Source organism: Ewingella americana, from assembly GCF_006438725.1.
Classification (GTDB): Bacteria; Pseudomonadota; Gammaproteobacteria; order Enterobacterales; family Enterobacteriaceae; genus Ewingella; species Ewingella americana_A.
In genome coordinates this window covers 445561-469750 of record NZ_RCZD01000002.1, presented here as the reverse complement: position 1 = coordinate 469750, position 24190 = coordinate 445561, and the positions used below count along the sequence as shown (strand labels likewise).

22 protein-coding genes are annotated in these 24190 nt (G+C 53.2%); 16 read left to right on the top strand and 6 right to left on the bottom strand.

Annotation, left to right across the window (positions count from 1 at the left end):
* Positions 1-2 precede the first annotated feature (2 nt).
* Complete coding sequence (gene mltF, locus EAH77_RS05275) at positions 3-1469, bottom strand: membrane-bound lytic murein transglycosylase MltF (RefSeq protein WP_140470749.1); 1467 nt, start codon at positions 1467-1469, stop codon at positions 3-5.
* A gap of 276 nt (positions 1470-1745) precedes the next feature.
* On the opposite strand from mltF, the gene purL reads away from it, so the two are divergent.
* The 5 genes from purL to EAH77_RS05250 all read left to right on the top strand — a co-directional run bounded on the left by purL (position 1746) and on the right by EAH77_RS05250 (position 10167).
* Positions 1746-5639 carry a phosphoribosylformylglycinamidine synthase gene (purL, locus tag EAH77_RS05270; protein ID WP_194150489.1) on the top strand — a complete coding sequence of 1298 codons (3894 nt, stop codon included), beginning with the start codon at positions 1746-1748 and terminating at the stop codon, positions 5637-5639.
* 280 nt (positions 5640-5919) lie between these two features.
* Positions 5920-6519 carry a lipid IV(A) palmitoyltransferase PagP gene (pagP, locus tag EAH77_RS05265; protein WP_140470747.1) on the top strand — a complete coding sequence of 200 codons (600 nt, stop codon included), beginning with the start codon at positions 5920-5922 and terminating at the stop codon, positions 6517-6519.
* 166 nt (positions 6520-6685) lie between these two features.
* On the top strand, positions 6686-7981 hold the full coding sequence (gene agp / locus EAH77_RS05260; RefSeq protein ID WP_140470746.1) for a bifunctional glucose-1-phosphatase/inositol phosphatase: 1296 nt from the start codon (positions 6686-6688) through the stop codon (positions 7979-7981).
* A 359-nt stretch (positions 7982-8340) separates the two neighbouring features.
* Positions 8341-9372 (top strand): fatty acid desaturase, encoded by a 1032-nt coding sequence (locus EAH77_RS05255; RefSeq protein ID WP_140470745.1) that lies wholly within the window; start codon positions 8341-8343, stop codon positions 9370-9372.
* Positions 9373-10167, top strand: a complete 795-nt coding sequence (locus EAH77_RS05250) for a phosphate/phosphite/phosphonate ABC transporter substrate-binding protein (RefSeq protein ID WP_140470744.1) — start codon at positions 9373-9375, stop codon at positions 10165-10167.
* A gap of 10 nt (positions 10168-10177) precedes the next feature.
* Here EAH77_RS05250 and sseA read toward each other — a convergent pair whose 3' ends face one another.
* The 3 genes from sseA to EAH77_RS05235 form a co-directional block, all read right to left on the bottom strand.
* Positions 10178-11023, bottom strand: coding sequence for a 3-mercaptopyruvate sulfurtransferase (gene sseA, locus EAH77_RS05245; RefSeq protein WP_140470743.1), 846 nt, complete (start codon positions 11021-11023; stop codon positions 10178-10180).
* A gap of 53 nt (positions 11024-11076) precedes the next feature.
* On the bottom strand, positions 11077-11634 hold the full coding sequence (locus tag EAH77_RS05240) for a GNAT family N-acetyltransferase (protein ID WP_241673398.1): 558 nt from the start codon (positions 11632-11634) through the stop codon (positions 11077-11079).
* An 80-nt stretch (positions 11635-11714) separates the two neighbouring features.
* A complete protein-coding gene (locus tag EAH77_RS05235) occupies positions 11715-12503 on the bottom strand; it encodes a helix-turn-helix transcriptional regulator (RefSeq protein ID WP_140470742.1) in 789 nt (262 codons plus the stop codon).
* A gap of 133 nt (positions 12504-12636) precedes the next feature.
* Between EAH77_RS05235 and EAH77_RS05230 the strand changes: the two genes are divergently transcribed.
* Positions 12637-13407 carry a class I SAM-dependent methyltransferase gene (locus tag EAH77_RS05230; RefSeq protein WP_140470741.1) on the top strand — a complete coding sequence of 257 codons (771 nt, stop codon included), beginning with the start codon at positions 12637-12639 and terminating at the stop codon, positions 13405-13407.
* A 46-nt stretch (positions 13408-13453) separates the two neighbouring features.
* On the opposite strand, the gene EAH77_RS05225 is transcribed toward EAH77_RS05230, so the two are convergent.
* Positions 13454-14377, bottom strand: a complete 924-nt coding sequence (locus EAH77_RS05225) for a DUF808 domain-containing protein (protein ID WP_140470740.1) — start codon at positions 14375-14377, stop codon at positions 13454-13456.
* 310 nt (positions 14378-14687) lie between these two features.
* Between EAH77_RS05225 and EAH77_RS05220 the strand changes: the two genes are divergently transcribed.
* The 9 genes from EAH77_RS05220 to ppnP all read left to right on the top strand — a co-directional run bounded on the left by EAH77_RS05220 (position 14688) and on the right by ppnP (position 21999).
* Complete coding sequence (locus tag EAH77_RS05220; RefSeq protein WP_140470739.1) at positions 14688-14963, top strand: DUF1471 domain-containing protein; 276 nt, start codon at positions 14688-14690, stop codon at positions 14961-14963.
* Positions 14964-15252: 289 nt separating this feature from the next.
* Positions 15253-15831 carry a class I SAM-dependent methyltransferase gene (locus tag EAH77_RS05215; protein WP_140470738.1) on the top strand — a complete coding sequence of 193 codons (579 nt, stop codon included), beginning with the start codon at positions 15253-15255 and terminating at the stop codon, positions 15829-15831.
* A 271-nt stretch (positions 15832-16102) separates the two neighbouring features.
* The gene (gene aroL / locus EAH77_RS05210; RefSeq protein WP_140470737.1) at positions 16103-16627 is read left to right on the top strand and encodes a shikimate kinase AroL; all 525 of its coding nucleotides are present in this window, start codon (positions 16103-16105) and stop codon (positions 16625-16627) included.
* A 154-nt stretch (positions 16628-16781) separates the two neighbouring features.
* Positions 16782-16973 (top strand): YaiA family protein, encoded by a 192-nt coding sequence (locus EAH77_RS05205; protein WP_140470736.1) that lies wholly within the window; start codon positions 16782-16784, stop codon positions 16971-16973.
* A 267-nt stretch (positions 16974-17240) separates the two neighbouring features.
* The gene (locus tag EAH77_RS05200; RefSeq protein ID WP_140470735.1) at positions 17241-18005 is read left to right on the top strand and encodes an IclR family transcriptional regulator; all 765 of its coding nucleotides are present in this window, start codon (positions 17241-17243) and stop codon (positions 18003-18005) included.
* 95 nt (positions 18006-18100) lie between these two features.
* Positions 18101-19681, top strand: coding sequence for an OPT/YSL family transporter (locus tag EAH77_RS05195; RefSeq protein WP_140470734.1), 1581 nt, complete (start codon positions 18101-18103; stop codon positions 19679-19681).
* Positions 19682-19845: 164 nt separating this feature from the next.
* Positions 19846-20775 (top strand): DUF1177 domain-containing protein, encoded by a 930-nt coding sequence (locus EAH77_RS05190; RefSeq protein WP_140470733.1) that lies wholly within the window; start codon positions 19846-19848, stop codon positions 20773-20775.
* Positions 20776-20780: 5 nt separating this feature from the next.
* A complete protein-coding gene (locus tag EAH77_RS05185; protein ID WP_140470732.1) occupies positions 20781-21458 on the top strand; it encodes an AroM family protein in 678 nt (225 codons plus the stop codon).
* Positions 21459-21705: 247 nt separating this feature from the next.
* Complete coding sequence (ppnP, locus tag EAH77_RS05180; protein WP_140470731.1) at positions 21706-21999, top strand: pyrimidine/purine nucleoside phosphorylase; 294 nt, start codon at positions 21706-21708, stop codon at positions 21997-21999.
* Positions 22000-22085: 86 nt separating this feature from the next.
* Here ppnP and rdgC read toward each other — a convergent pair whose 3' ends face one another.
* A complete protein-coding gene (rdgC, locus tag EAH77_RS05175) occupies positions 22086-23000 on the bottom strand; it encodes a recombination-associated protein RdgC (protein WP_140470730.1) in 915 nt (304 codons plus the stop codon).
* 176 nt (positions 23001-23176) lie between these two features.
* On the opposite strand from rdgC, the gene mak reads away from it, so the two are divergent.
* A complete protein-coding gene (mak, locus tag EAH77_RS05170; RefSeq protein WP_140470729.1) occupies positions 23177-24097 on the top strand; it encodes a fructokinase in 921 nt (306 codons plus the stop codon).
* Positions 24098-24190: the final 93 nt, after the last annotated feature.

Sequence of the window (24190 nt, the reverse complement as noted above, 5' to 3'; positions counted from 1 at the left end):
TTTTATGGTGCAGGAGCCAAAGCCTGCGCCGCATCCACCGCCGGATACCCGGAACCCAACTGAGCCTGCAACGCCGCTTCCTGCGCCTGTTTTTTCTCTTTTTCCATCAGATAACCCACCAGACTCAACTGATAGCGACGGATGTTTTCGACATATTTGTAGGCCTGCGTACCTCGTGCATAGCCGTAGGTGGTGCGGCTGAAATAGCGCTTTTGGTTGAGCATCGGCAAACGTTGCTTCACATCCAGCCAGCTGTCAGGATTGCCTTTCTGATCTGCCGTCAACTTCCGTGCATCCAGCATATGACCATACCCCATATTGTAAGCCGCCAGGGCGAACCAGATCCGTTCATCCTGCGGGATGGTAGGGGGCATTTTTTCCATCAGGCGTGACAGATAGATAGCACCTCCCTGAATACTTTGTTCGGCGTCGGTGCGGTCATCAACATCCAGGCCTGACGCTGTCGCACGGGTCAGCATCATCATCCCGCGCACCCCTGTGGGGGATTTCGCCAGCGGATCCCAATGTGATTCCTGATAGGAAATGGCTGCCAAAAGGCGCCAGTCGATATCAACGGCATATTTTTCAAACAGCGGCTGCAGCGCTGGCAGGGTGGTGTCGATGGCTTTCAAGAAAGTCCGTGTATCCACATAATCGAATTCGCCGACGTGCCCGAGGTATTTCTCCTCCAGTTTTTCCAGCGTACCGTCTTCTGAAATCTGACTGAAAAAGTCCAGCATGGCGGCATAGAGGCTGTCATCGTCGGTTTTTTTACTGAAATACCAGGTCACTGGCTCATCGGCGGTGACGTTAAACGCCACGGCTAATCGCGGGTAGACGCGCTGCATTAGCGCCACGGTGACGGAATCACCCAATGTGTAATCCAGTTTGCCTTCGGCGACTTGCTGCAATAAATCACGCGGCGAGAGCTTATCGGTTTCGCTCCACTGTAAATCAGGGAATTTTTTACTCGCCGCCTGCAGCGCAACAACGTGGGCAGTGCCGGAAGAGACCAGCAACTCTCCTTTGACGTCAGCCAGGGTTTTTGGACGCGTAGATCCCTGGCGATACAACAGCTGTTGTGCCACGGAGTAGTATTCTGGCCCGGTGCGGTAGTTTTTCAGGCGCTCAGCATTGTAGATAAGGCCAGACGCCAGAATGTCGGCTTTGTTGTTGTCCAGGTCGTTGAAGATCGCATTAACGTTGTTATGTGGCGACATCACCAGCGTCACGCCAAGGTAATCTGCAAAGCGCTTGGCCAATTCGTAGTCGAATCCGAGGTTGCCATCGGGGCTGCTGAAAAAAGTCAGTGGAGAATTAAGCGTACTCACGCGTAATTCTCCACGGGATTTTATCTGTGCCAACTGGTCGCCTTCACCCCGATGCCATGGGATAGTTGGCCATAGAGCCAACGCCAGCAACAGGGCCGCAAGACCGACCAGAAAGTAGTTTAATTTTATGCGCGTCAAATAGTTATCTCTCTGCGGCGCTATTATTTTAATGAGCTTATGCTCTGTCATTACTATGGTTATATTCCCAGTGTCGACGCATTTTGCTCAACAAAACGGCAGTCTGCAACTTTATTCACAATAGCCATGCGTAAAGTGAGTCTTATAGTTAATATGAATATTCACTGCGCAAACGGTTTCGTCTGGCTCTGGCTTTCTTTATAATAGCCCGCGTTTTCCCCCTGTTGCGCCCAATGAAGCACTGCGGTCAGTTGCTTCGAAGACGAGAGATCTGTGATTATGGAAATACTGCGTGGTTCGCCCGCTTTGTCGGCTTTTCGCATTAACAAGTTATTGTCCCGCTGTCAGGATATCCGCCTTCCAGTCAGTGATATTTACGCCGAATATGTACACTTTGCCGACGTCAGCGCACCGCTGAACCCGGACGAACAAACCAAGTTACAACGCCTTCTCAAATACGGCCCCTCTCTCGCCGCACACGCTCCCGCAGGTCGCTTATTGCTGGTTACCCCGCGTCCGGGCACGATTTCTCCCTGGTCTTCCAAAGCCACTGACATTGCGCACAACTGCGGTTTGTCTCAGGTATTGCGTCTTGAGCGCGGTTTGGCGTTCTACGTTCAGGCCCCGACGCTGACCGACGAGCAGTGGGCGCTGTTAGGTGCGTTGTTGCACGACCGCATGATGGAAACCCTATTTGAAAGCCTCGAAGAGGCACAGGCGCTGTTTGCTCACCATCAGCCCGCTCCGGTGCAGCACGTCGATATTCTCGGCGAAGGCCGCGGCGCACTGGCAGCCGCCAATATCAAACTGGGGCTGGCGCTTGCCCAGGACGAAATCGACTATCTGATGGACGCTTTTACGTCGCTGGGGCGCAACCCGACCGACATTGAGTTGTACATGTTTGCGCAGGCGAATTCCGAGCACTGCCGCCATAAAATTTTCAACGCTGACTGGATAATCGACGGTCAGGAACAGCCAAAGTCGTTGTTCAAGATGATTAAAAACACCTTTGAACATACGCCAGATCACGTGCTTTCGGCCTATAAAGACAACGCCGCCGTGATGGAAGGTTCGCAGGTAGGGCGCTTTTATGCCAATGCGGCTGATGGTTTGTATGACTTCCATCAGGAACAGGCACATATCCTGATGAAAGTAGAAACTCATAACCACCCAACGGCTATTTCTCCGTGGCCGGGTGCCGCTACCGGTTCAGGCGGCGAAATCCGTGACGAAGGCGCCACCGGGCGTGGCGCCAAACCGAAAGCCGGTCTGGTCGGTTTCTCCGTATCGAACCTGCGTATCCCCGGTTTTGAACAACCGTGGGAAGAGAACTTCGGCAAGCCGGATCGCATCGTGACCGCACTTGAAATCATGACCGACGGTCCGCTGGGCGGCGCGGCGTTCAACAATGAATTTGGGCGTCCGGCGCTACTGGGCTACTTCCGTACTTACGAAGAAAACGTCAACAGTCACAATGGCCCTGAGCTGCGTGGTTACCATAAGCCGATCATGCTGGCGGGGGGGATCGGCAATATCCGCGCCGATCACGTGCAGAAAGGCGAGATCACGGTTGGCGCGAAACTGATTGTCCTCGGTGGCCCGGCGATGAATATCGGTCTGGGTGGTGGGGCAGCTTCGTCGATGGCCTCTGGCCAGTCTGATGCCGATCTGGATTTCGCTTCCGTACAGCGCGACAACCCGGAAATGGAACGCCGCTGCCAGGAAGTGATCGACCGTTGCTGGGAGCGGGGTGAAGCCAACCCGATTCTGTTTATTCATGACGTGGGCGCCGGCGGTTTGTCCAACGCCATGCCTGAACTGGTGAGCGACGGTAACCGTGGTGGCCGTTTCCAGCTGCGTGACATTCTGAACGACGAGCCGGGCATGAGCCCGCTGGAAGTCTGGTGTAACGAGTCGCAGGAGCGTTACGTGCTGGCGGTTTCTCCGGCTCAATTGGCTGAGTTTGACGCTATCTGTCAACGTGAGCGCGCACCTTATGCGGTGATTGGTGAAGCGACCGAAGAGCTGCACCTTTCCCTTGAGGACAGCCATTTCAACAATCAGCCCATCGACATGCCACTTGATGTGTTACTGGGTAAAACGCCGAAGATGACCCGCGACGTCACCACGCTGAAAGCCGTGGGTGATAGCCTGAATGCAGAAAATATTCAGCTCACTGAAGCCGTAAAACGCGTCATGCATCTGCCTGCCGTGGCGGAAAAAACCTTCCTGATCACCATCGGTGACCGCACCGTGACCGGCATGGTTGCACGCGACCAGATGGTCGGCCCGTGGCAAATCCCGGTAGCCGACTGCGCGGTGACTACCGCCAGTCTCGACAGCTACCATGGCGAAGCCATGTCGCTTGGCGAACGTGCGCCAATCGCTTTACTGGACTTCGCTGCCTCTGGCCGCATGGCTGTGGGCGAAGCGCTGACTAACCTGGCTGCCGTCGAAATCGGCGATCTGAAACGGGTGAAGCTTTCCGCGAACTGGATGTCTGCTGCCGGTCATCCGGGTGAAGATGCCGGTCTCTATGCGGCGGTGAAAGCCGTGGGTGAGGAACTCTGTCCTGCGCTGGGCATTACTATTCCGGTCGGCAAAGATTCTATGTCGATGAAAACCCGCTGGCAGGAAGGCACGGAACAGCGTGAAATGACCTCGCCACTGTCATTGGTGATCACCGCGTTTGCCCGGGTCGAAGACGTGCGCAGCACGGTGACACCGCAATTGCGCACCGATAAGGGGGACACCGCATTATTGCTGGTGGATCTCGGCTGCGGTCACAATGCATTAGGCGCTACGGCGCTGGCACAGGTCTATCGCCAACTGGGCAATATCCCGGCTGACGTGCGCAGTGCAGAACAACTGGGTGGCTTCTTCAACGCCATGCAGGCGCTGGTAGCGGACCGTAAACTACTGGCGTACCACGACCGTTCTGATGGCGGTTTGCTGGTGACGCTGGCCGAAATGGCGTTTGCCGGCCACTGCGGCCTGACGGCGGACATCGCGGCATTAGGCAAAGATACGCTGGCCGCACTGTTCAATGAAGAGCTGGGCGCTGTGATTCAGGTACGTGCCGAAGATCGCGCGGGCGTTGAGCAGACACTGGCGACGTTCGGATTGGGCGACTGCACCCATTATCTGGGGCGTGCCGAAGCGGGCGATCGCTTTGTCATCACCCAGGGTGACAAACCGGTGTACAGCGAAAGCCGTACCACGTTGCGCACCTGGTGGGCTGAAACCACCTGGCAGATGCAGCGTCTGCGCGACAACCCGGAATGCGCCGATCAGGAGCATGAAGCCAAGACCCACGATCGTGATCCAGGTCTGAACGTTAAACTGAGCTTTGCGCCAGACGATGATGTGGCCGCGCCTTATATTGTTAAAGGTGTGCGTCCAAAAGTGGCGGTTCTGCGCGAACAGGGGGTTAACTCTCACATTGAAATGGCTGCAGCTTTCCACCGTGCGGGCTTTGATGCGGTAGACGTTCATATGAGTGACCTGCTGGCCGGTCGTCGCGATTTGCAGGAGTTCCACACGCTGGTCGCGTGCGGTGGCTTCTCTTATGGTGATGTGTTGGGCGCGGGCGAAGGCTGGGCGAAGTCAGTGCTGTTTAATGACCGCGTGCGTGATGAGTTCGAAGACTTCTTCCATCGTCCGCAAACGCTGGCACTCGGCGTGTGCAATGGTTGCCAGATGATGTCCAACCTGAAAGAGCTTATTCCGGGCGCAGAACACTGGCCGCGCTTTGTGCGTAACCTGTCCGATCGCTTTGAGGCGCGTTTCAGCCTGGTAGAAGTGACTGCCAGTCCGTCGCTGCTGATGCAGGGGATGGTCGGGTCGCGTATGCCAATTGCGGTATCACACGGCGAAGGTCATATGGAAGTGCGTGATGCTGTGCATCTGTCTCAGCTTGAACATGCCAACCTGATCGCCTTGCGCTTCGTGGATAATCATGGGCGCGTGACAGAAGACTATCCGGCGAACCCTAACGGTTCACCTAACGGTATCACCGCAGTCACCAACCTTTCAGGCCGCGTTACTGTGATGATGCCTCACCCTGAGCGCGTTTTCCGTACCGTCAGTAACTCCTGGCATCCTGAAGAGTGGGGCGAAGACAGCCCGTGGATGCGCATGTTCCGCAATGCGCGTAAACAGCTTGGCTGATCGTCTGGCTGAGTGATAAAAAATCCAGAGCGCGGGTTGGCTCTGGATTTTTTTATCACGTCCAGATGACGGTATATAAGTTGAAAATAATCGGCAGTGAATATATAAAGGCGTTAATTCCCCGTCCTGTTAATACTAAGAATTATCCCAATATATAAATGAAAATCCCCCAAATAATAAGGGCTTGAACGTTTCCTTACAAAATGGCTCTATGATGTTTAAAACCTATTTAAGTGAAAATTGATATAATGGTTCCATAACAAATGGAGCTTTATATTAAATGGTTTTTTTTAAAAAGAAGATTTGCTGGGTATTTATATTATCCCATTTTTTGGTTATGCCTGCTTTCGCCAGTTCCGTCAGCACGGCCACACCTTCAACACCAGCCAGACCCGGTTTTATGGGGTGGTGGGACTCATGGTCACATGACGTCGCTACAACCTGGAACAACTCACCGGATGACAATATTTATTTGCCGGTTATCACCTGGCATAACCGCCTGACCTATGATAAGGCGAAAACGGACAATTATAATGAGCGCCCTTGGGGCGGGGGTTATGGTATTTCCCGCTATGATGAAAATGGCGACTGGCACGGTCTTTATTTTATGGCTTTTAAGGACTCCCATAATAAATGGGAGCCTATCGGTGGCTATGGCTATGAAAAAATATGGCAACCGGCTAAAGATAAAAATTTCCGACTGGGGCTGGGGTACACCGCCGCTGTTACCGCGCGTGACGATTATTCTTATATTCCCATACCTATTGTGTTGCCTTTAGCCTCTATAAGTTATGACAAGCTGAGCTTTCAGGCCACGTATATTCCAGGCACTTACAATAACGGGAATGTGTTTTTTGCCTGGCTGCGTTACCAGTTCTGACTGTGCTGTCATAAAAGTGTCATTGTTAATGTTTTGATGTGAGCTTGATCCCTCTCTGTTATCTCATTTTCGCCTATGCTGGAAATTCATCTCTGGAATCAATCTGTTGAAAAGGTTGAGCCAGAGGTGGATATCTATTGCCAAGGAAACCATCGAGGAACAACACGTGAAAACATTACCCCGCGTTTTTGCACTGACGGCGCTAGCTTGTCTGCTGCCAATGTCCGCCCCTTCTTTTGCTGCCAACACCTCTCTTGAACTGCAACAGGTGCTGGTGATGAGCCGCCACGGGATCCGCGCACCGCTGGTCAATTACGGTGACGTGCTGGCGGAATCGACACCCCATACCTGGCCAAAATGGCAGACAGAAGGTGGGTTGCTGACGCCGAAAGGCGGCGAAATTGAAGAGCATATGGGCCAGTATTTCCGCGCCTGGCTGGCGAAAAGTCAGTTGCTGCCTGCGGCACAATGTCCTACGGGCGGCCAGGTTTTTGCTTACGCAAACAGCCTGCCGCGTACGATTGACACCGCAAAGCACTTCGTCACTGGCGCATTCCCAGGCTGTGATGTGGCGGTGGTTAACCGGGTTGACGTTGGCAAAATGGACCCGGTGTTCAACCCGATTATTACCGCAGACGTGAACGAGAAGTTTAAGACGGATGCGCTGAATTCGATTAATCAACATGCAGGTGAGGGGGGGATTGACGGGCTGAATCAGCGGCTGAAACCGAACTACCTGCTGCTGCAAAAGGTGATGGATTATCAGAATTCTAAACTGTGTCAGCAGGATAAACAGTGCGATTTGGCTTCTCAGCCGTCGGCCGTGGTTTTAGTTCAGGGTAAAGAACCGGGCATTACCGGGCCTTTGCGAATGGCGACCGGCGCGACTGACGCCTTTATGTTGCAGTATTACGAAGGCTTCCCGCTGAAAGATGTCGCCTGGGGGCAGATCACCACGCCTGAGCAGTGGACGAAGCTGGAAACCATCAAAAATCTCTACCACGAGACGCTATTCGGTTCGCCTGCCATTGCGGCCAATGCGGCAAAACCTCTGCTGACCTTTATTTCCGGCGCGCTGAATAAAAGTGACGCGAAATCTGCCGATCAGCAATCAGCACAGCAGGCAAAACTGGCCTTGCTGGTCGGGCATGACTCCAACATTGCGTCTTTGCTGGCGGCGCTGAAAACCAAAGATTACACCTTGCCGGGTCAGTACGAACGTACGCCTATCAGTGGCGCAGTGGTGTTCCAGCGCTGGCATGATAAGAAAGCTAACAAGGATCTGATGAAGATCGAATATGTCTATCCGACGGCAAAACAGATCCGCAATAACACCCCGCTGAGCATGAAAAATCCGCCACAGCGCGTCACCTTGCAAATTGCAGGTTGTGAGATCGATAAGCAAGGATTCTGCCCGATGGATCAGTTTACCCAGGCGCTGCAAAAAGATCTGCAAGGCTGAGTGGAGTGAATGGGTGCTCAGGGATCGATGCACAACAACCCAAGGCGGGTATGACCCCGCCATTGGGTTGCCTTACCTGTTGGATTCGTAAGTCAGAGTGGCCGCAACCTCCGTATCTTCTTGTTTAATATGTGATTAGCAATTCGGGGCTTTTCTCTTTCTGCGCCTTGCTAAACTTATGCTCAGAACAGAAAGATCCTGAGCACACGCGCGAAGTGTATTAATTTCAACCCGCCCTACAAGCCATTATTGCCCTTTCTTGCTTAGCAATTTATTCACTTATCAATGCGTTATTAGTCATTTAACTTACTCTTTTCGCTACCTGATAATTGCGCCATGTTATCTTCAGGCGTGTCCTTATGTCCTCTTCTGCTCATTACCTGCATGCCCGCCAGCGGGCCGATATCCACCGGCATTCTCAGGTCTGGTGGTGGCGTCTGGAACTGCCGACCTGGCTATTAATGGTGACGGTCTATGGCGGCTGGTTTGGCGTGGTTTTTTTCTGGCAGGCACTGGGAAGTTGGGCCGCAACGCCTTTACTTATTCTCTTCACCACCTGGTATATGTCGCTGCAACATGAACTGATCCATGGACATCCGACACGCCACGCGTGGCTCAATCAGCTTTTCGGTATCTTGCCGCTGGCGGTGTGGTATCCGTACGGTTTATACCGCGATTCTCATCTGCGCCATCACCGTAATGACCACCTGACGTTACCGGAGGATGACCCGGAAGGTTATTACTTTACCCGTGCTCGTTGGGAAAGATTTCCGGTCTGGTGTATCGCGGTGATTAAACTGCGTAATACCTTGCCGGGAAGAATGATCATTGGCCCGTTACTGGATATCGGCGCCACGATGAAAGGCGCATTGCTGAGTGTGGCACGAGGCGAACCCAAAACCATACTGATGTGGCTGATTCATGCTGTTCTGCTGGCCGGGCTGTTTCACTGGATGTCACAGCGTGGGCTGTCGCCGCTCTATTTTGTGCTGGCGGTGAGTTATCCGGCGCTGAGCCTGACCAAACTGCGCTCTTTCTTTGAGCATCGCGCTCATGATGCACCTCAAGCGCGTTCAACGCTTAACGAAGCGGGTCTGGGGTGGCGCTTGCTGTTCCTCAATCTGAATTACCATTTGGTTCACCATGACTTACCCGGCCTGCCGTGGTTCGGTTTGCGCAAAGTCTATCTTGCTGAGCGTGAAGCTTATATTCAGCGCAGTGAAGGGTTTCTGGTTGAAGGGTATGCGCAGTGGTTCAGTGACCACGCGCTGAATCCGCTCGCGGTGGAAGTGCATCCGCTGGCACCCGGTGAACCCGATGCGGCGCGCCGTACATCGGCTATGATTATCAGCAGCAACTTATCGGGAGGTGTGAATGAGCGGACGGTGTGAATGCTGATTTCTTTGCCGATGTATGGCATCGTGCCCGGCGATGTCGAGCAGTTCTGGCGGGCATTGCGCCAGCAGCTTATTCAACTGAGCGGTGAGCGTGATTATCCCCTGGCATTGCACTGGCCTGGTGAACTGCTTGCGCACTGGCAACAGCCGGATTTACTCCTCAGCCAGACCTGCGGATTTCCGCTGGTCGAGTTTTTGCCGCAGGTGCAACTGGTCGGTACCTTCAGCTATGACGCACCGGGTTGCAGCGGCCCTTATTACCGCAGCTTTTTGGTCGTCCGTGATGAAGACAGGCTGGCCAGCCTGAGTGACTTTCGCGGGCGCAGGGCTGCGTTTAACAGCACAGATTCGCAGTCGGGATACAACAGTTTGCGGGCGCTGGTCGCGCCTTTGGCTGAAAAGGGTCAGTTCTTTGGTCTGGCTGTCGAAAGTGGAGGACACCGGCAATCGCTGGAACTTGTCCGGCAAGGTCAGGCGGATATCGCGGCTATTGATTGCGTCACGCTGGAGCTGCTGCGCCGCTATCAGCCACAGGAACTTGAGGGGTTGTGTATCATTGGCGAAACGGCCGCCGCACCGGGGCTGCCGCTGATCGCGTCGGCGTCTACGCCACCTGAAACCCTCAGTCTGCTGCGTCTGGCTTTGCTGGAAACCGTCGCTCATCCACCCAACGAGGCGCTGTGCGAACGTCTGCTCATTCACCATTTCAGCGTGCTGCCGCGTGAGGAGTATCAGGTGATTCAGCAGATGAAAGAACAGGCCCGGCAACGGGGCGTCACCGGGCTGTAAAATGCGGGAGTCAGTGCGTTTCTATCGGGTAATCTTCGTCGATATTGCCCCATTCGGCCCATGAGCCATCGTACAACATCACTTCTTTTACACCGAGTGAATCCAGTCCAAATGCCAGCGCAGCGGCGGTAACGCCGGAACCGCAGCTGGTGATCACCGGTTTATTCAAATCCACGCCCAGTCTTTCGAAAGTCGCCTTTAACGCCTGCGGCGATTTAAGGTGGCCGTTTTCCGTCAGTTCGGTGAAGGGCACGCTCAGACTGCCGGGGATATGACCACCGTGCAGGCGCGGGCGCGGTTCAGGCTGTTCGGCTTTGAAACGGCCCAGAGAACGAGCATCGATTATCTGCACTTTGCCAAGAGAATCCTGTACCTGCTCAGCACTGACTACCACCGGGCGCACCAGTTTTGCCGTGAAGGTGGCGGGAACGCGGACAATTTCACCGCTCTCTGTCGGCCGGCCTTCGGCCAGCCATGCGTTTAAACCGCCGTCCAACACCCGTACGCTTTTCGCGCCAAAACTGGTCAGCATCCACCAGACGCGCGGGGCAGAGAATAAATCGCCTTCGTCATAAAGCACCACGGTTTGACCGTCTGCAACGCCGAGGCGGCTCATTGAGGCAGAGAACTCTTCTGCCGTTGGCATCATATGTGGCAACCCGGTGGAGCAGTCGGAAATATTATCGACTTCAACATAGATTGCGCCGGGAATATGCGCTTCGAGGTATTTGCCGTGGAAATCGATGGGTGGAGTGATACCCGGTTTTGACTTTCGGCAGTCAATGATCACCACGTCCGGTGAATTGAGGTTTTTTGCCAGCCACTCGGTGGAGACGATATGGGTAGAAGAGGTCATGTTCAGTGCCTTATCCAGATTTTGTAGGGAGAGATTGGAAACTGATTTGGGGATCAGGCCGGTAGATCGTCGGGGATAAGTGAATATACCCAGGCATTCCTCGGCTTTCCGCGATAATAAAGACGGTTGCGATGCAGACCTTCGGACACGGCACCGGCTTTTTCAGCCACGCGGCAACTACGGTGGTTGCCTTCCATTGCGACAATCTCCAGCCGCGTCAGGGCCAGTTCATCAAAGACGAAGCGTGCTACAGCATGGACCGCCAGCGGTGCCAGTGACCGGCCGGTGAAACCGGTGCGGATCCAGTAACCGACGTTGGCGAGCTTATAATCCTGATTGATGCGGTTAACGCCAACAGAACCAATCATCTGGCCGCTGGCGCGATCAAACAGGAAAAAATTGAATTCGACGCCGCGTTGGCGTTTTTGCTCTGAATCAATCAGGTACTTCCGGCTGTCTTCCAACCGGTATTGTTCGGTACACCAGGTTTCCCAGAGGCCGATCTCCTGCACCGAAGCACGGATCGCCTCCAGGTGCAGTCCGGCTTCCAGCTCAGTGGCAATGCGGATCTCGGTATCGCTGTCCTGATACAGTTGACGAATTATCATCATTGTTTCCTTGTCATCTGCGTTAAAGAAGTCGTTATTTTGATAACGAATTCAGCCTCACACATCCGCAGGTACTCTGTCAATTAGACCTGCTCGACCAACATTACCAGCTTGAATTCCGCATGACCGGCAGGGAAAAAGGTTTGCTGACGGTAAACCACCTCGCCGTGAGTCGGGTGCATAAAGCGCCGTTCACCGCCTTCACGCCCCAGCACATCTTGCTGATTCCACCACTGATTAAAGGCATCGCTCTCTTCGCGTAACGCCATCACACATTGGCGGATGGCGTCGGACTGAGCGAAATGACCTGATTCTGCGCGAAACTCTGCCACCACGCGTTTCGCCCGCTCCGACCAGTCCACCACCAGCGTGCGGGCCAGCGGATGCAGGAACATAAACCGCAGTAAATTGGGCTGTGGATCCACCCCCAACCAGCCGGAGAAAAGCTGCCCGGCCTGTGGGTTCCATGTCAGTACGTTCCAGGCGCTGTCCAATAAATAACCGGGGCAGGTGAGCTGATTAACGCAGGCGCTGACCCGTGCGTCGGGGGCATCGGCGGCCAGCCGAGCCTGCGGATCTTTGACTGCGGCTAAACTGAACAGATATTCGCGTGCCGCTGCCTCAAGCCGCAGGGCGACGGCCATGCGGTCCAGGGTGGCAGGGGAGATAGACACATCGCGGCCCTGTTCAATCCAGGTGTACCAGGTGGTGCTGATGCCGCTGATTTGTGCCAACTCTTCGCGGCGTAATCCGCTGGTTCGCCGGCGCGCCGATGTAGGCAGGCCGACGTCCTGAGGCATTGTGCGTTCCCGCTGGGCGCGTAAAAAGGCGCCCAGCGCTTTCGGGCCGTTCAGGGATTCCGTGCTGTTCATAGACTGGATACCTTAGACAGGGTGTTATTCATACCAGTATAAGTGCTTATGTTGTACTCGTATATAACGCTGCCTATAGTAGTTTTGCGGCCAACGGGTCAGCCTATAAAAACCACAATAACAGGAGCAGAAAATGGAGAGCAAAAACAGTCACAGTCAGGCGGTAGAAAAGCAGTTCGGTTCGCAAGCGCAGGATTACCTGACCAGCGCAGTACACTCTCAGGGGGCCGACTTACAGCGGCTGGCGACATTGTTGCAGTCTTATCCTGAAGCACAGGTTATTGACTTAGGCTGTGGTGCAGGACATGCCAGCTTTATCGCTGCCTCGGTGGTGCACAAGGTGATCGCCTATGACCTGTCAGCCCAGATGCTCGAGGTGGTGGCACAGGCGGCGAAAGACAAAGGCCTGAACAATATCTCGGTGCAACAGGGTGTGGCGGAATCGCTGCCGTTTGCCGACAACTTTGCTGATGTGATCATCAGCCGCTATTCGGCGCATCACTGGCATGATGTCGGTCAGGCGCTGCGTGAAGTTCGCCGCGTGCTGAAGCCGGGCGGAACAATGATCATGATGGATGTCGCCTCACCGGGTCATCCGCTGCTGGATATCTATCTGCAAACGGTGGAAAAGCTGCGTGATACGTCACATGTGCACAACTATGCACCGGGCCAGTGGCTGAGGTTATTCACGGAGGCAGGATTACAGATAGAAGCGTTGACGAGTGGGCGTCTGGTGCTGGAATTCAGCAGTTGGGTAGCGAGAATGCGTACCCCGGAACATTTTGTGGTGGCGATTCGGGAGCTGCAAAAAGTCATGCCGGACGACGTCGTTAAGCACTTTGATATCCAGACCGATGGCTCATTTACTGTCGATCTGGCGATGATCGTGGCCACCAACCGCTGACGGCGAGCCAGGGCGCAGTAAAAGGTGAATACTGCGCCCTGAACCGTTATTTTTTGCTGAAGATCTTCTGCCCGAGCATCACGACGGCCAATACCAGCGCCCCGACAATCAGGCCAACCACCAGATCGGTAGCGCCAGTGATCAGCGTGCTGACAAAGCCCTGATGCCCATGATTGAGCACTTCAATCAGGCTGTGCATAAACGGCAGGCCGTGGCTGATGATGCTGCCACCCACCAGAAACATGGCAAATGTGCCGACGACGGACAAGGTTTTCATCAGCCATGGCGCGGCATTGACGATCATCCCGCCAAAACTGCGCACAACATTCATGAAACCACTTTCGCCGTTCAATTTACTCAGATATAAACCGGCGTCGTCAATTTTGACAATCGCCGCCACCAGGCCGTAAACGCCGAGCGTCATCGCCACGGCAATCAGCACCATGACGGTCACCTGGCTCATGAATGGTGCGGCAGCGACGGTGCCCAGCGAAATCACAATGATCTCTGCGGAAAGAATAAAATCGGTGCGTACTGCGCCTTTGATTTTCTCTTTCTCTACTTTGGCCACGTCAGCCTCGGATTTCACCTCGCTCGAGGTATCCGGTTTTTCGTGATGCTCTTCTTTTTTGCCGTGCAGAAGCTTATGCGCGACCTTTTCGAAACCCTCGTAACATAAATAAGCACCACCAATCATGAGCAGCGGTGTGATAGCCCATGGGGCAAAGGCGCTGATCAACAGGGCCAGTGGGACTAAAATTGCTTTATTAATCAAAGAACCTTTGGCAACGGACCAGACGATCGGCAGTTCACGGTCGGCTTTTACGCCACTGACTTGCTGAGCATTCAGGGCCAGATCGTCACCCAGTACGCTCGCGGTTTTCTTCGCCGCCACTTTACTCATCGCAGCAACGTCATCAAGAATTGATGCAATATCATCAATCAGTGCCAGGAGGCTGGTTCCAGCCATAAACGAACTCCGTTTTGTCGTAAATAAAAAGAATCATAACAGTGATTGCTATCAGGCGTCGATTTGTGCGAATCTTCTGATCAGGTTGTAATATCCGCGTTTAAAATCCATCAAATATCCTCAATTGCCAGCCTCTTCCTGGTGTTGACATTTTTACTTTCACTCTCTCCTTATTTCCGTCACAAAGATTAAACATCTTTACTGCGCATTACGTCTTCTTGCATTGGCTGGCCGATAATTAACTCAACGGAAAACATCCGCAAACTTAATTTATTTAGAACAGTAATTAAAACAGCAGAAGGTGTGCATTATGAAACTCTTACCGATTCTTGCAGCAGCCATTATTACTACCGCGTCTTTCTCTGCTCTGGCAGCGACTCAGATAACCGCCGCACAGGCCGCTAGCGGTAATTATCAATCACTGGGCGTTGTCTCTATCAGTCAGATGAGTGGTGCGCCAGGTAGCATTAAGGAACAGCTGAATGCTGAAGCGACTGACAAAGGCGCCAACCACTACCGTGTGATTGGCATGAGCACCCCAGGCGACTCCAGCCTCGAACGTGCCAGCGTTGAACTGTATCGTTAAGTCAAGCTGCCGGGAAACCGGCACTTCTCCGTCTCAAGACAAATAACCGGCATCAGGTCATCTGAGCCGGTTATTTATTTGTGCAAAAATCATCTCTTTTCCCTTCATCTAAATCTGCCAATATTTTCTTACAAAACACCGGCTAAGAATAAATTTAATGTGCTGAAAAAGAGAATATTCTCATTTCGTTGCGTGAACTCTCCTTGATTTGGAAATAATACTGCTAATTAATTATTCCTTAAGAATTTTTCTATGTGATAGTGGTCTACTTCCCCAGGGGTTATAAAAAATGCTAAATGCCACAAGACTGACTATCAAAAACACCAGGGTATCGTTACAGAATCAATTTTATTACTTGCAGAATTTTATCTCGTCACCACGCACGATGGGCACGCTGGTACCGTCTTCTCCCTGGTTATGTCGCTCAATGCTGAGCCAGATTGACTGGGCGAAATCACTGAAGATTGCCGAACTGGGTTCCGCCGACGGCGTGCTGACCAAGCGCATTCTCAATAATATGCGGGTGGATGCCCAGCTCCAGGCGTTTGAGATCCAATCCGGGTTTGTGCATAAGCTGAATCAAATTGATGATTCGCGTCTGCAGGTGATGGCGCATTCCGCCGAACATCTGGATGGGGATTTCGATGCCATTTTTTCCTGCCTGCCATTACTGTCAATGCCAACGCGTATCAGCATGAGAATTTTGCAAAAAGCGCAACAGAGATTGAAAGCAAACAACGGCGTCATGGTGCAGTTTCAATACAGTCACCTTTCTGAAAAAATGTTGTCACGCTACTTCAGCTGGCAAAAAGTCCGCGTGGTGAAAAATTTTCCTCCCGCGCTGGTCTACGTATGTAAACCACTCTGAAATCACGGTCTGCCCGCCTTTCTTCTTTACAGGGGCTGGGGAGTCGTTGCACCTGCGGCATTTATCAGTATGATGCCTTCAAGTAAGACTATTATTAGTATCAAAGCAGTACTGACTTAAGGCTTCACCAGCGGGCAATATAGACCTGTTGATGAGGCTTTTTTGTTGTACTCTTTTGCGAGTACGATTTGACGGTTTTACACTCATCAGACAATCTTAGATTGGTCATCCAGCGGATGAACGAAGCTCCCGGGGATTAAGGACAGCGTTAATGACTCAACCCATTTTCATGATAGGCGCGCGCGGCGCAGGTAAAACCACGGTGGGCAGTGCGCTGGCTACTGCACTGAGCTATAAATTTGTCGATACGGATAGTTATCTGCTGCAAACCTCCAGACTCAGCGTGGCTGAAATTGTTGAGCGCGAAGGGTGGGAAGGGTTCCGCCGTCGTGAAACTCAGGCGCTGGAAAGCATCAGTTCGCCGCTGACCGTGGTGGCGACCGGTGGTGGCGTGGTTTTGGCGGAGCATAACCGTGACTTTATGCGCCGCAGCGGAACGGTTATCTATCTGCGTTCTCCAGCCTCAACGCTTGCGCATCGTCTGCAAGCGTCCCCGCTGGAGGATCAGCGTCCGACGCTGACCGGCAAACCGATCACCGAAGAGATGCAGGAAGTGTTGAATGAGCGTGAAGCTCTGTATCAGGCGGCGGCGCACATTGTCGTTGATGGCGCGCAAGACCCCGCCCTGGTCGTTGACGCCATTCTTGATGCCCTGGCGCTTCCCGTCGCACGCTGAAGCCAGCCTGCCGAGAAGGTGTGTGATAACGGGCCTTGATGGCCCGTTTTACTTTTCAGAGGCTTCCGACTCAGACTTTGCGAAGCGTGGCGGCTGACTGTCTATACTTAAACTCTGAAGCATTCAGGTATTCATCATCCGCTAAGGAGTTTACATGCCGAGTCAGCCTCCCTACCCACGCAGTGCCTATATTGTTCCGGTTGAAAAGGGTGAGCCAGGTAAAACGCAAACTTGGTACGAGCTGCGGGCCGACCATCCCAAACCCGACACACTGATAAGCGAACACGAAACAGAAAGTGAAGCACTGGACTCCAAAAGGCGTTACGAAGATCAAAGTATCAGTTAAGCACTTTTTCAAAACGGTCTGCCCTGAGGCGGACCTTTTTGTTTTTCCTCATCAAAACATTCTGCTGGCAAAAATTTAAAAAACATAATAATAATCGGTTTTATTGCTATACCTCATCTCATTATCTGTGTTTTTTATTCCACAATAAGCATATTTGCTTACTGCCCCTCACCTGCCAGGAAATAAACAACTTGACCATTCCCGGTATCAGCCTTAACTTTTATTTAACTAATCAGGAACTGAGTTCCATATAGCGGAACCTCTTGCATGACAACATTAGAAAACGCCTCTGCGGTATTACAATTATTTTCCCGGCAGGGAAGCAGACAGGGCCACCCAGGGTTGTCATTCAGTGAGGTGGTGGAGCATTTAAAGCTGCCAAAAAGTACGGCATCGCGATTATTAATGACCATGGAGTGTGAAGGGTTATTGGAGCGCGACCCGGATAGCCGTTTATATCGCATTGGAAAATTGATTCTGTCTGTCGCCAGTCATTATCTTTCAGCGCCGCTGGTGGATGCAGCTTCACCCTATATGACGCAGTTGGGGCAATTAACCCAGTGCACGGGTTATATTTCGATGCTGACCGGGCGGGATATTATGGTGATGCGCATGTTCCCTGGACGCACTTATTTGCAGGTGGTTACGCCCGCCGGCAGTCTGCTTCCGGCGCATGAAACCGCCATCGGTCGCGCCATTCTGGCGCGTTATACTGACGAAGAAGTGATTCAACGTTTTGGCCTGGATTACCAGGTGAATTCAGTTAATTCTCCACAAACCTTAGAGGCTCTTTTAGCCCGACTAGTACCCATACGGGAAACCGGCGTGTCTCATGCCTGCAATGAAACCTTGCATGGAATCAGTACATTAGCCACTAGCATTACCAATAAACACCGTAATGAAATGGTGGGATTGTGTTTATCCTTTCCTTCGCCGCAAGAAGGGCAGGATATTCCCGCTGGAATTAAAGAAGGTCTGATCGCCGTCACTCAGCAATTAGCTGAGAAATTGGGTGATGAGTATTGGCAATAGACTGATACCGCACTGCGACTGTTCGCCAGAGAGCATCCATGTCTTCTCCGGCGTGAAAAATAACGCGTTTATTTGCACCAACTTCAGGGGCCGTTATGTCAGAAAACGATTTTCAGAATAATAAACACAATCCACTCAGGGATATTGGCACGTTATTGGTGATGATTTTGCTCTCTATATTGGGCGCCATCATCGGCGTGCAGTTGATCACCACATTAGGTGTTACGCCAAATACGTCAATTATTGGTGCGCTGTTTGCCATGCTGCTGGCGCGTATTCCGATGCAGGCTTTCCAGCGTTACCGCTCAATCCACACCCAGAATTTGGCTCAGACGGTCATCTCCTCCGCCACCTTTGGCGCGGCCAACAGCCTGTTGATGCCGATTGCCATTCCTTACGTTATGGGCCAACCGCAGCTGATTTTACCGATGTTTGTCGGTGTCGCCGCCGCCATGTTGCTTGATGCCTACCTGCTTTACCGTTTGTTTGACACCAAAGTTTTCCCTGCCAGCAATGCCTGGCCACCGGGCGTTGCTGCCGCTGAAGCCATTAAAGCGGGTGACAAGGGCGGGCGTCAGGCCTGGTTGCTGGTGGTGGGCGTAGTGATTGGACTGGGCGGTGCGATGCTCAAAATCCCGATGGCGGCCTTTGGTACGGCGTTCATTGGTAATATCTGGGCCTTAAGCATGTTTGGTATTGGCCTGCTGATCCGCGCGTATGCGCAGCCGATTGCCGGTTTGGATTTGAGTGCCATGTATATTCCGCACGGCATGATGGTGGGCGCGGGGCTGGTGTCGTTGATTCAGGTGATTCAGGTGGTGCGGGCGAAAAATGCTGATGCCAGAACCAGCTTCACTCAACCGGCCACCGAAGTACGTAAAGCACTCGGGCTGGGTGCGGTGGGCTATATTGCTATCGCCGCATTGCTGGCACTGGCGGGTGGTCTGTACAGCGAAATGTCGGTTGGTATGTTGGTTGCCTTCATCGTTTATGCCGCGTTTGCCGCTTTCTTCCACGAATTGATTGTCGGCATTGCCGCGATGCACTCTGGTTGGTTCCCTGCTTTCGCGGTGGCCTTAATCACGCTGATTGTCGGGATTTTGATTGGCTTCCCGCCGCTGGCGCTGTGCGTACTGACAGGCTTTACCGCCGCGACGGGTCCGGCTTTTGCCGACATGGGTTTTGATCTTAAAGCCGGGTTTATCCTGCGCGGTTATGGCAAAGACCTACAGGCTGAACTCACCGGGCGGCGCATCCAGTTATTTGCTGCACTGATCGCCTTTGTCATTGCCATCCCGGTGGTCTGGTTCGCGCACATTGGTTACTTCGCTCAGGATTTGGTCCCGCCGGTTGCCCGCGTGTATGCCAAAACTATTCAGGCCGGTGCGCAGCCGGGTATCGCTTACAGTCTCATGATTTGGGCCATTCCGGGCGCACTTATTCAGCTGATCGGCGGGCCGAAACGCCAGCTTGGTGTTCTGCTGGCTACCGGTTTGCTGATCAACAGCGTCATGGCCGGTTGGGCAGTGATCGCCGGTATTGTGCTGCGCATCATCATCATCCGTATCTGGGGTGAAAAAGGGCGCACGCCGATGGAAATTCTGGCTGCCGGTTTTATTGCCGGTGATGCCCTGTACAGCTTCTTTAACTCGATTTTCAGTTCAAAAACCAAGTAATACTGCGTCAACACCAGGGCTTTTAAAGCCAAATGAAAAAACAGACTGATTCATTCAGACCTTTCTGAAATGAAAAGATGAAATGAACAGCTGACAGTTTTCGCGACAGTTTTGGTTGGTGCGCTCCCGCAGCGCCTGCCGCGATGTGTTAAGAGGAAAGCATCATGAGTTTGCAACAGACCTTGACCGTGTTCGAAGTCATCGACAGTGCTTACGTCAGCGGCCAGGACGTAGTGGATTTGTTCGCGGGCTATCCCGCTGTCACTGCCAGCACGCATCGTGCCGACGGTCCGAAGGGCGGCACCGATTTTGTACGCATCACGGTGCCTGGCAGTCAGGGCAAAAGCCGTGGGGGCACTGCGCCGACACTTGGGATTATTGGCCGTCTGGGCGGTATTGGTGCGCGGCCAACGCGTATCGGCGTGGTATCTGACGCTGATGGCGCCATTGCGGCCGTCGCCAGTGCGCTGAAGCTGGCCGATATGCAACGCAAAGGCGATGTCCTCGATGGCGATGTGATTATCACCACCCACATCTGCCCCAACGCACCCACCCGACCGCATGACCCGGTAGATTTTATGGACTCGCCTATCGACGACGTCACCATGAATGACCATGAAGTGGTGGAGGGCGTGGACGCGATTTTGTCCATCGACACCACCAAAGGTAACCGCATTATCAATCACAAAGGCTTTGCTATATCGCCAACGGTGAAAGAGGGTTACATCCTGCGTGTGTCCGAAGACCTGTTGCGCATTATGGAGATGACCACCGGAAAACCGGCGGTAACCTTCCCGATCACCACTCAGGACATCACGCCTTACGGCAATGGTGTCCACCACCTCAACAGTATTCTGCAACCTTCCACGGCGACTGACGTTCCTGTCGTGGGCGTGGCGATCACGGCCGAATCGGTCGTGCCGGGCTGTGGAACGGGCGCAAGCCATGAAGTAGACATCGCGCTGGCGGCAAAATTTGTCGTCGAAGTGGCAAAAGAATTTGGTCGCGGCAGCTGTCAGTTGTTTGATGCCGACGAATATCAACTGTTGTTGTCGCTGTACGGAAGCTTGCGTCACCTGCAAAGCCGGAGCTGATCACTATGATGACACCCTTCGCCACCCTAACCATCGGCCAGGCCCCCCGCAGCGACATCATGCCGTTGTTGATGGAATACCTTCCCGAAGAGTCAGTGACCCACATTGGTCTGCTTGATGCCATGACGGCAGAGGAGATTGAGCTGCGTTATTCCCCCGAAGAGGGTGAGCCTGTATTGGTGTCACGTTTGTTGGATGGTACGCAGATCGCGCTCGGATCACGCAGTGTTGAGCAGGGGTTGCAGGAGAAGATCGACTGGCTGGAAGCACTCGGCTGCGAAACCATACTGCTGCTGTGTACTGGCGTATTTGAGAGTCTGCGGGCTCAAAATGCCATGTTGCTCGAACCGGACCGTATTATTCCACCGCTGATACGCGCCATTGTTGGCACGCATCAAGTCGGTATCGTGGTGCCCATTGAATCGCAAATTGCTGAACAGGCCATCAAGTGGTCGAAGCTGCCGAAAGCGCCCTGTTTTGCCGTCGCCAGCCCGTATCTGGCCGATGAAGCCAAATTGACTGCTGCGGCACTGTCGTTGGAAGAGCAAGGCGCGCAGGTCGTGGTGCTCGACTGCATTGGCTATCATCGTCAGCATAGCGATCTGCTGCAAAGTAAGCTCGGTATCCCGGTTTTACTCTCCAACGTGCTGGTGGCCAAACTGGCCGCAGAGCTGATTGTCTGAGGTCGAGGCATTGAGATCCCAAAAGGCCTGAGATTCAGGCCTTTTTTATGCGCGCAGTCTGTGGGTGAAACGGGACAGATACGATGGCAACTGTCCACAATGGCACTGCTACCCGATAAAATCAAATCAGTATCATGTCTTTGCGGCATGTCTCTGGAGTCGTCCAGAAATCAACAATAATCAGTGACAGCAGCCCTTTCCTGACCCTAATATGGAGTTTCTGAAACTTATCGCGAAGGGCCAATCTATGTTGAAAAATAATGAGTATTTTGCAGGGAAGGTTAAGTCGATTGGTTTTGACAGCGACAGCGCCGGTTGTGCCGTCAGCGTCGGCGTGATGGAAAAAGGGGAGTACACCTTCAGTACTGAAAAACCTGAAGAGATGACCGTCGTGCTCGGCTCGCTGAAAGTGTTAATACCTGGCTCGCTGGACTGGCAGGTGTTTATGCCGGGTGAAAAATTCTATGTACCGGCTCACGGCGAGTTTAATCTGCAAGTGGTTGAACCTACCGCTTACCTATGCAAATACCTGAATAAATAATTTCTGACCGAATACGGTGAGCAATAAAAAAGGACGCATTGGCGTCCTTTAGTCATTTTTGTACCGGCAAAAGCAGCACTGCGCGATTAGCGTTGTGCTTCGCCGCCTAAAGCCTCTACCAGGTTTTTGATCAACGCGGCAATTTCACCGGTCATCAGGATAAAGTCTGCATCGAAACGCTGTGCGAAATCCTCGCGGTCGATATCATCGTTTTGTTCGCGGATCACATCGCTGAACTTCAGACGCTTAATACTGCCATCATCGGCCAGCATCACGGCGATACGCTCCTGCCAGTCTACCGCCAGCTTGGTCACCAGCTTACCGTTTTCGATATGGGTGGCAATTTCATCGCTGACCAGCGCCTGCTTCTTGCAGCGGATCACGCCACCCTCTTCCAGAATCGCTTTCAGCTCAGCTTCATCCTGTAAGGTAAAACCGGCCGGGGTGACGCCAGAGCGAACCCACTCGGTCAGCGTCAGTTCAATCGGGCTTTCCATGGTCAGCGGCACCACAGGCAGTGAACCCAGGCTTTTACGCAGGAGTGCCAGCATATCTTCGGCTTTCTTGGCGCTGGCGGCATCAACCATGATCAGTTCGTTAACGGTGTCGATCCACATATAGGTCTGGCTGAAGCGACTGAATGCGCGCGGCATCAACGAGTGCAGAACTTCGTCTTTCAGCGAGTCTTTTTCGGTCTTCTTCAACTTACGGTGCTGCTCGCCTTCAATCTGCTCGATCTTGGCTTGCAGCTCCTGCTTGATCACCGGCGAGGGCAGGATTTTTTGCTCCTGACGGGCACACAGCAGGATTTGGCCGTTATGCGAATGCGTCAGGGCATCGCCGCCGTGAGACCCCATTGGCGAGACCCAGCCGGTTTTAGCCATGTCCTGACTGCCGCAAGGCGTGAAGGTAAATGCGCTTAACTGTTTTTCCATCTCGTCGGCAGACAAAGAGACTTCACGGCTCAAACGGTAGACCAACAAATTTTTAAACCATAACATGATGTTATCCCTGTCCGTGCGCACCCGTGGTACGCTGATTTATCGAATGCAGGGCGGCATGATACCCAATTGAGCGGCGGGCGTCGTTAGGAAATCTTCCCGCAGACTCGCCGTCGGGTTCTACACTGAGTTACCTGAACACCCTAAACCGCAGACATAAACCAAGTGAGGCACCCGTGCGAATTGGCATTGATTTAGGTGGGACAAAAATTGAAGTGATCGCGCTGTCTGATGAAGGCCGTGAATTGTTTCGCAAGCGTGTAGACACGCCGCGCAACGATTATGAAAAGACTCTGAAAGCCATCCAGGGTCTGGTTCTGGATGCCGAAAAAGCCACTGGCCATCGCGGCAGCGTGGGGCTGGGTATTCCAGGTACATTGTCACCGTTCACCGGCAAAGTTAAAAATGCTAACTCGGTGTGGCTAAATAACCAGCAACTGGACGAAGATCTCGCCACACTGCTGGGGCGCGAAGTGCGGATTGCCAACGATGCCAACTGTCTGGCCGTGTCTGAAGCGACCGATGGCTCAGGCGCAGGCAAGATGACAGTATTTGCGGTGATTATCGGCACGGGCTGTGGCTCAGGCATTGCATTGAACAGCGCAGCGCATGCCGGGGGCAACGGCAACGCCGGCGAGTGGGGGCATAACCCGCTGCCGTGGCCGGACGAAGACGAGATCCGCTTCGCGCAGGAAGTGCCCTGTTATTGCGGTAAGTCCGGTTGCGTAGAAACCTTCTGTTCAGGTACCGGTTTTGAGGAGGATTATTTCCGTCTCTCCACTCAGCGCCTGAAGGGTGCCGAAATCATCAAACTTGCTGACGGTGGCGATCCGGTCGCCGAACTGGCACTGGGCCGCTACGAGCGTCGTTTAGCCAAGGCGCTGGCGAACGTGGTTAATATCCTCGACCCGGATGTCATTGTCCTCGGTGGCGGCATGAGCAACGTCGACCGTCTGTATCAGACCGTTCCTTTGCTGCTGAAACAGTGGGTATTCGGCGGTGAATGCGAAACGCCAATCCTTAAAGCCACCCACGGCGACTCCAGCGGCGTGCGCGGCGCGGCGTGGCTATGGCCGCAAGGCAGGTTCTCCCTCTAACTTTTTTATTCCTTCCCTCTCCCAAAAGAAAACGGTCTGCGGGATCACCCATGCAGACCGTTCGATAAAGCTAAATTACAGGGAGACTAAGGG

Coding starts and splice junctions, on each gene's coding strand:
- pagP (WP_140470747.1), top strand. CDS start 5,920: ATGGTTTTTTTTAAAAAGAAGATTTGCTGGGTATTTATATTATCCCAT.
- EAH77_RS05255 (WP_140470745.1), top strand. CDS start 8,341: ATGTCCTCTTCTGCTCATTACCTGCATGCCCGCCAGCGGGCCGATATC.
- EAH77_RS05250 (WP_140470744.1), top strand. CDS start 9,373: ATGCTGATTTCTTTGCCGATGTATGGCATCGTGCCCGGCGATGTCGAG.
- sseA (WP_140470743.1), bottom strand. CDS start 11,023: ATGACCTCTTCTACCCATATCGTCTCCACCGAGTGGCTGGCAAAAAAC.
- EAH77_RS05240 (WP_241673398.1), bottom strand. CDS start 11,634: ATGATGATAATTCGTCAACTGTATCAGGACAGCGATACCGAGATCCGC.
- EAH77_RS05235 (WP_140470742.1), bottom strand. CDS start 12,503: ATGAACAGCACGGAATCCCTGAACGGCCCGAAAGCGCTGGGCGCCTTT.
- EAH77_RS05230 (WP_140470741.1), top strand. CDS start 12,637: ATGGAGAGCAAAAACAGTCACAGTCAGGCGGTAGAAAAGCAGTTCGGT.
- EAH77_RS05225 (WP_140470740.1), bottom strand. CDS start 14,377: ATGGCTGGAACCAGCCTCCTGGCACTGATTGATGATATTGCATCAATT.
- EAH77_RS05220 (WP_140470739.1), top strand. CDS start 14,688: ATGAAACTCTTACCGATTCTTGCAGCAGCCATTATTACTACCGCGTCT.
- EAH77_RS05215 (WP_140470738.1), top strand. CDS start 15,253: ATGCTAAATGCCACAAGACTGACTATCAAAAACACCAGGGTATCGTTA.
- aroL (WP_140470737.1), top strand. CDS start 16,103: ATGACTCAACCCATTTTCATGATAGGCGCGCGCGGCGCAGGTAAAACC.
- EAH77_RS05205 (WP_140470736.1), top strand. CDS start 16,782: ATGCCGAGTCAGCCTCCCTACCCACGCAGTGCCTATATTGTTCCGGTT.
- EAH77_RS05200 (WP_140470735.1), top strand. CDS start 17,241: ATGACAACATTAGAAAACGCCTCTGCGGTATTACAATTATTTTCCCGG.
- EAH77_RS05195 (WP_140470734.1), top strand. CDS start 18,101: ATGTCAGAAAACGATTTTCAGAATAATAAACACAATCCACTCAGGGAT.
- EAH77_RS05190 (WP_140470733.1), top strand. CDS start 19,846: ATGAGTTTGCAACAGACCTTGACCGTGTTCGAAGTCATCGACAGTGCT.
- EAH77_RS05185 (WP_140470732.1), top strand. CDS start 20,781: ATGATGACACCCTTCGCCACCCTAACCATCGGCCAGGCCCCCCGCAGC.
- ppnP (WP_140470731.1), top strand. CDS start 21,706: ATGTTGAAAAATAATGAGTATTTTGCAGGGAAGGTTAAGTCGATTGGT.
- rdgC (WP_140470730.1), bottom strand. CDS start 23,000: ATGTTATGGTTTAAAAATTTGTTGGTCTACCGTTTGAGCCGTGAAGTC.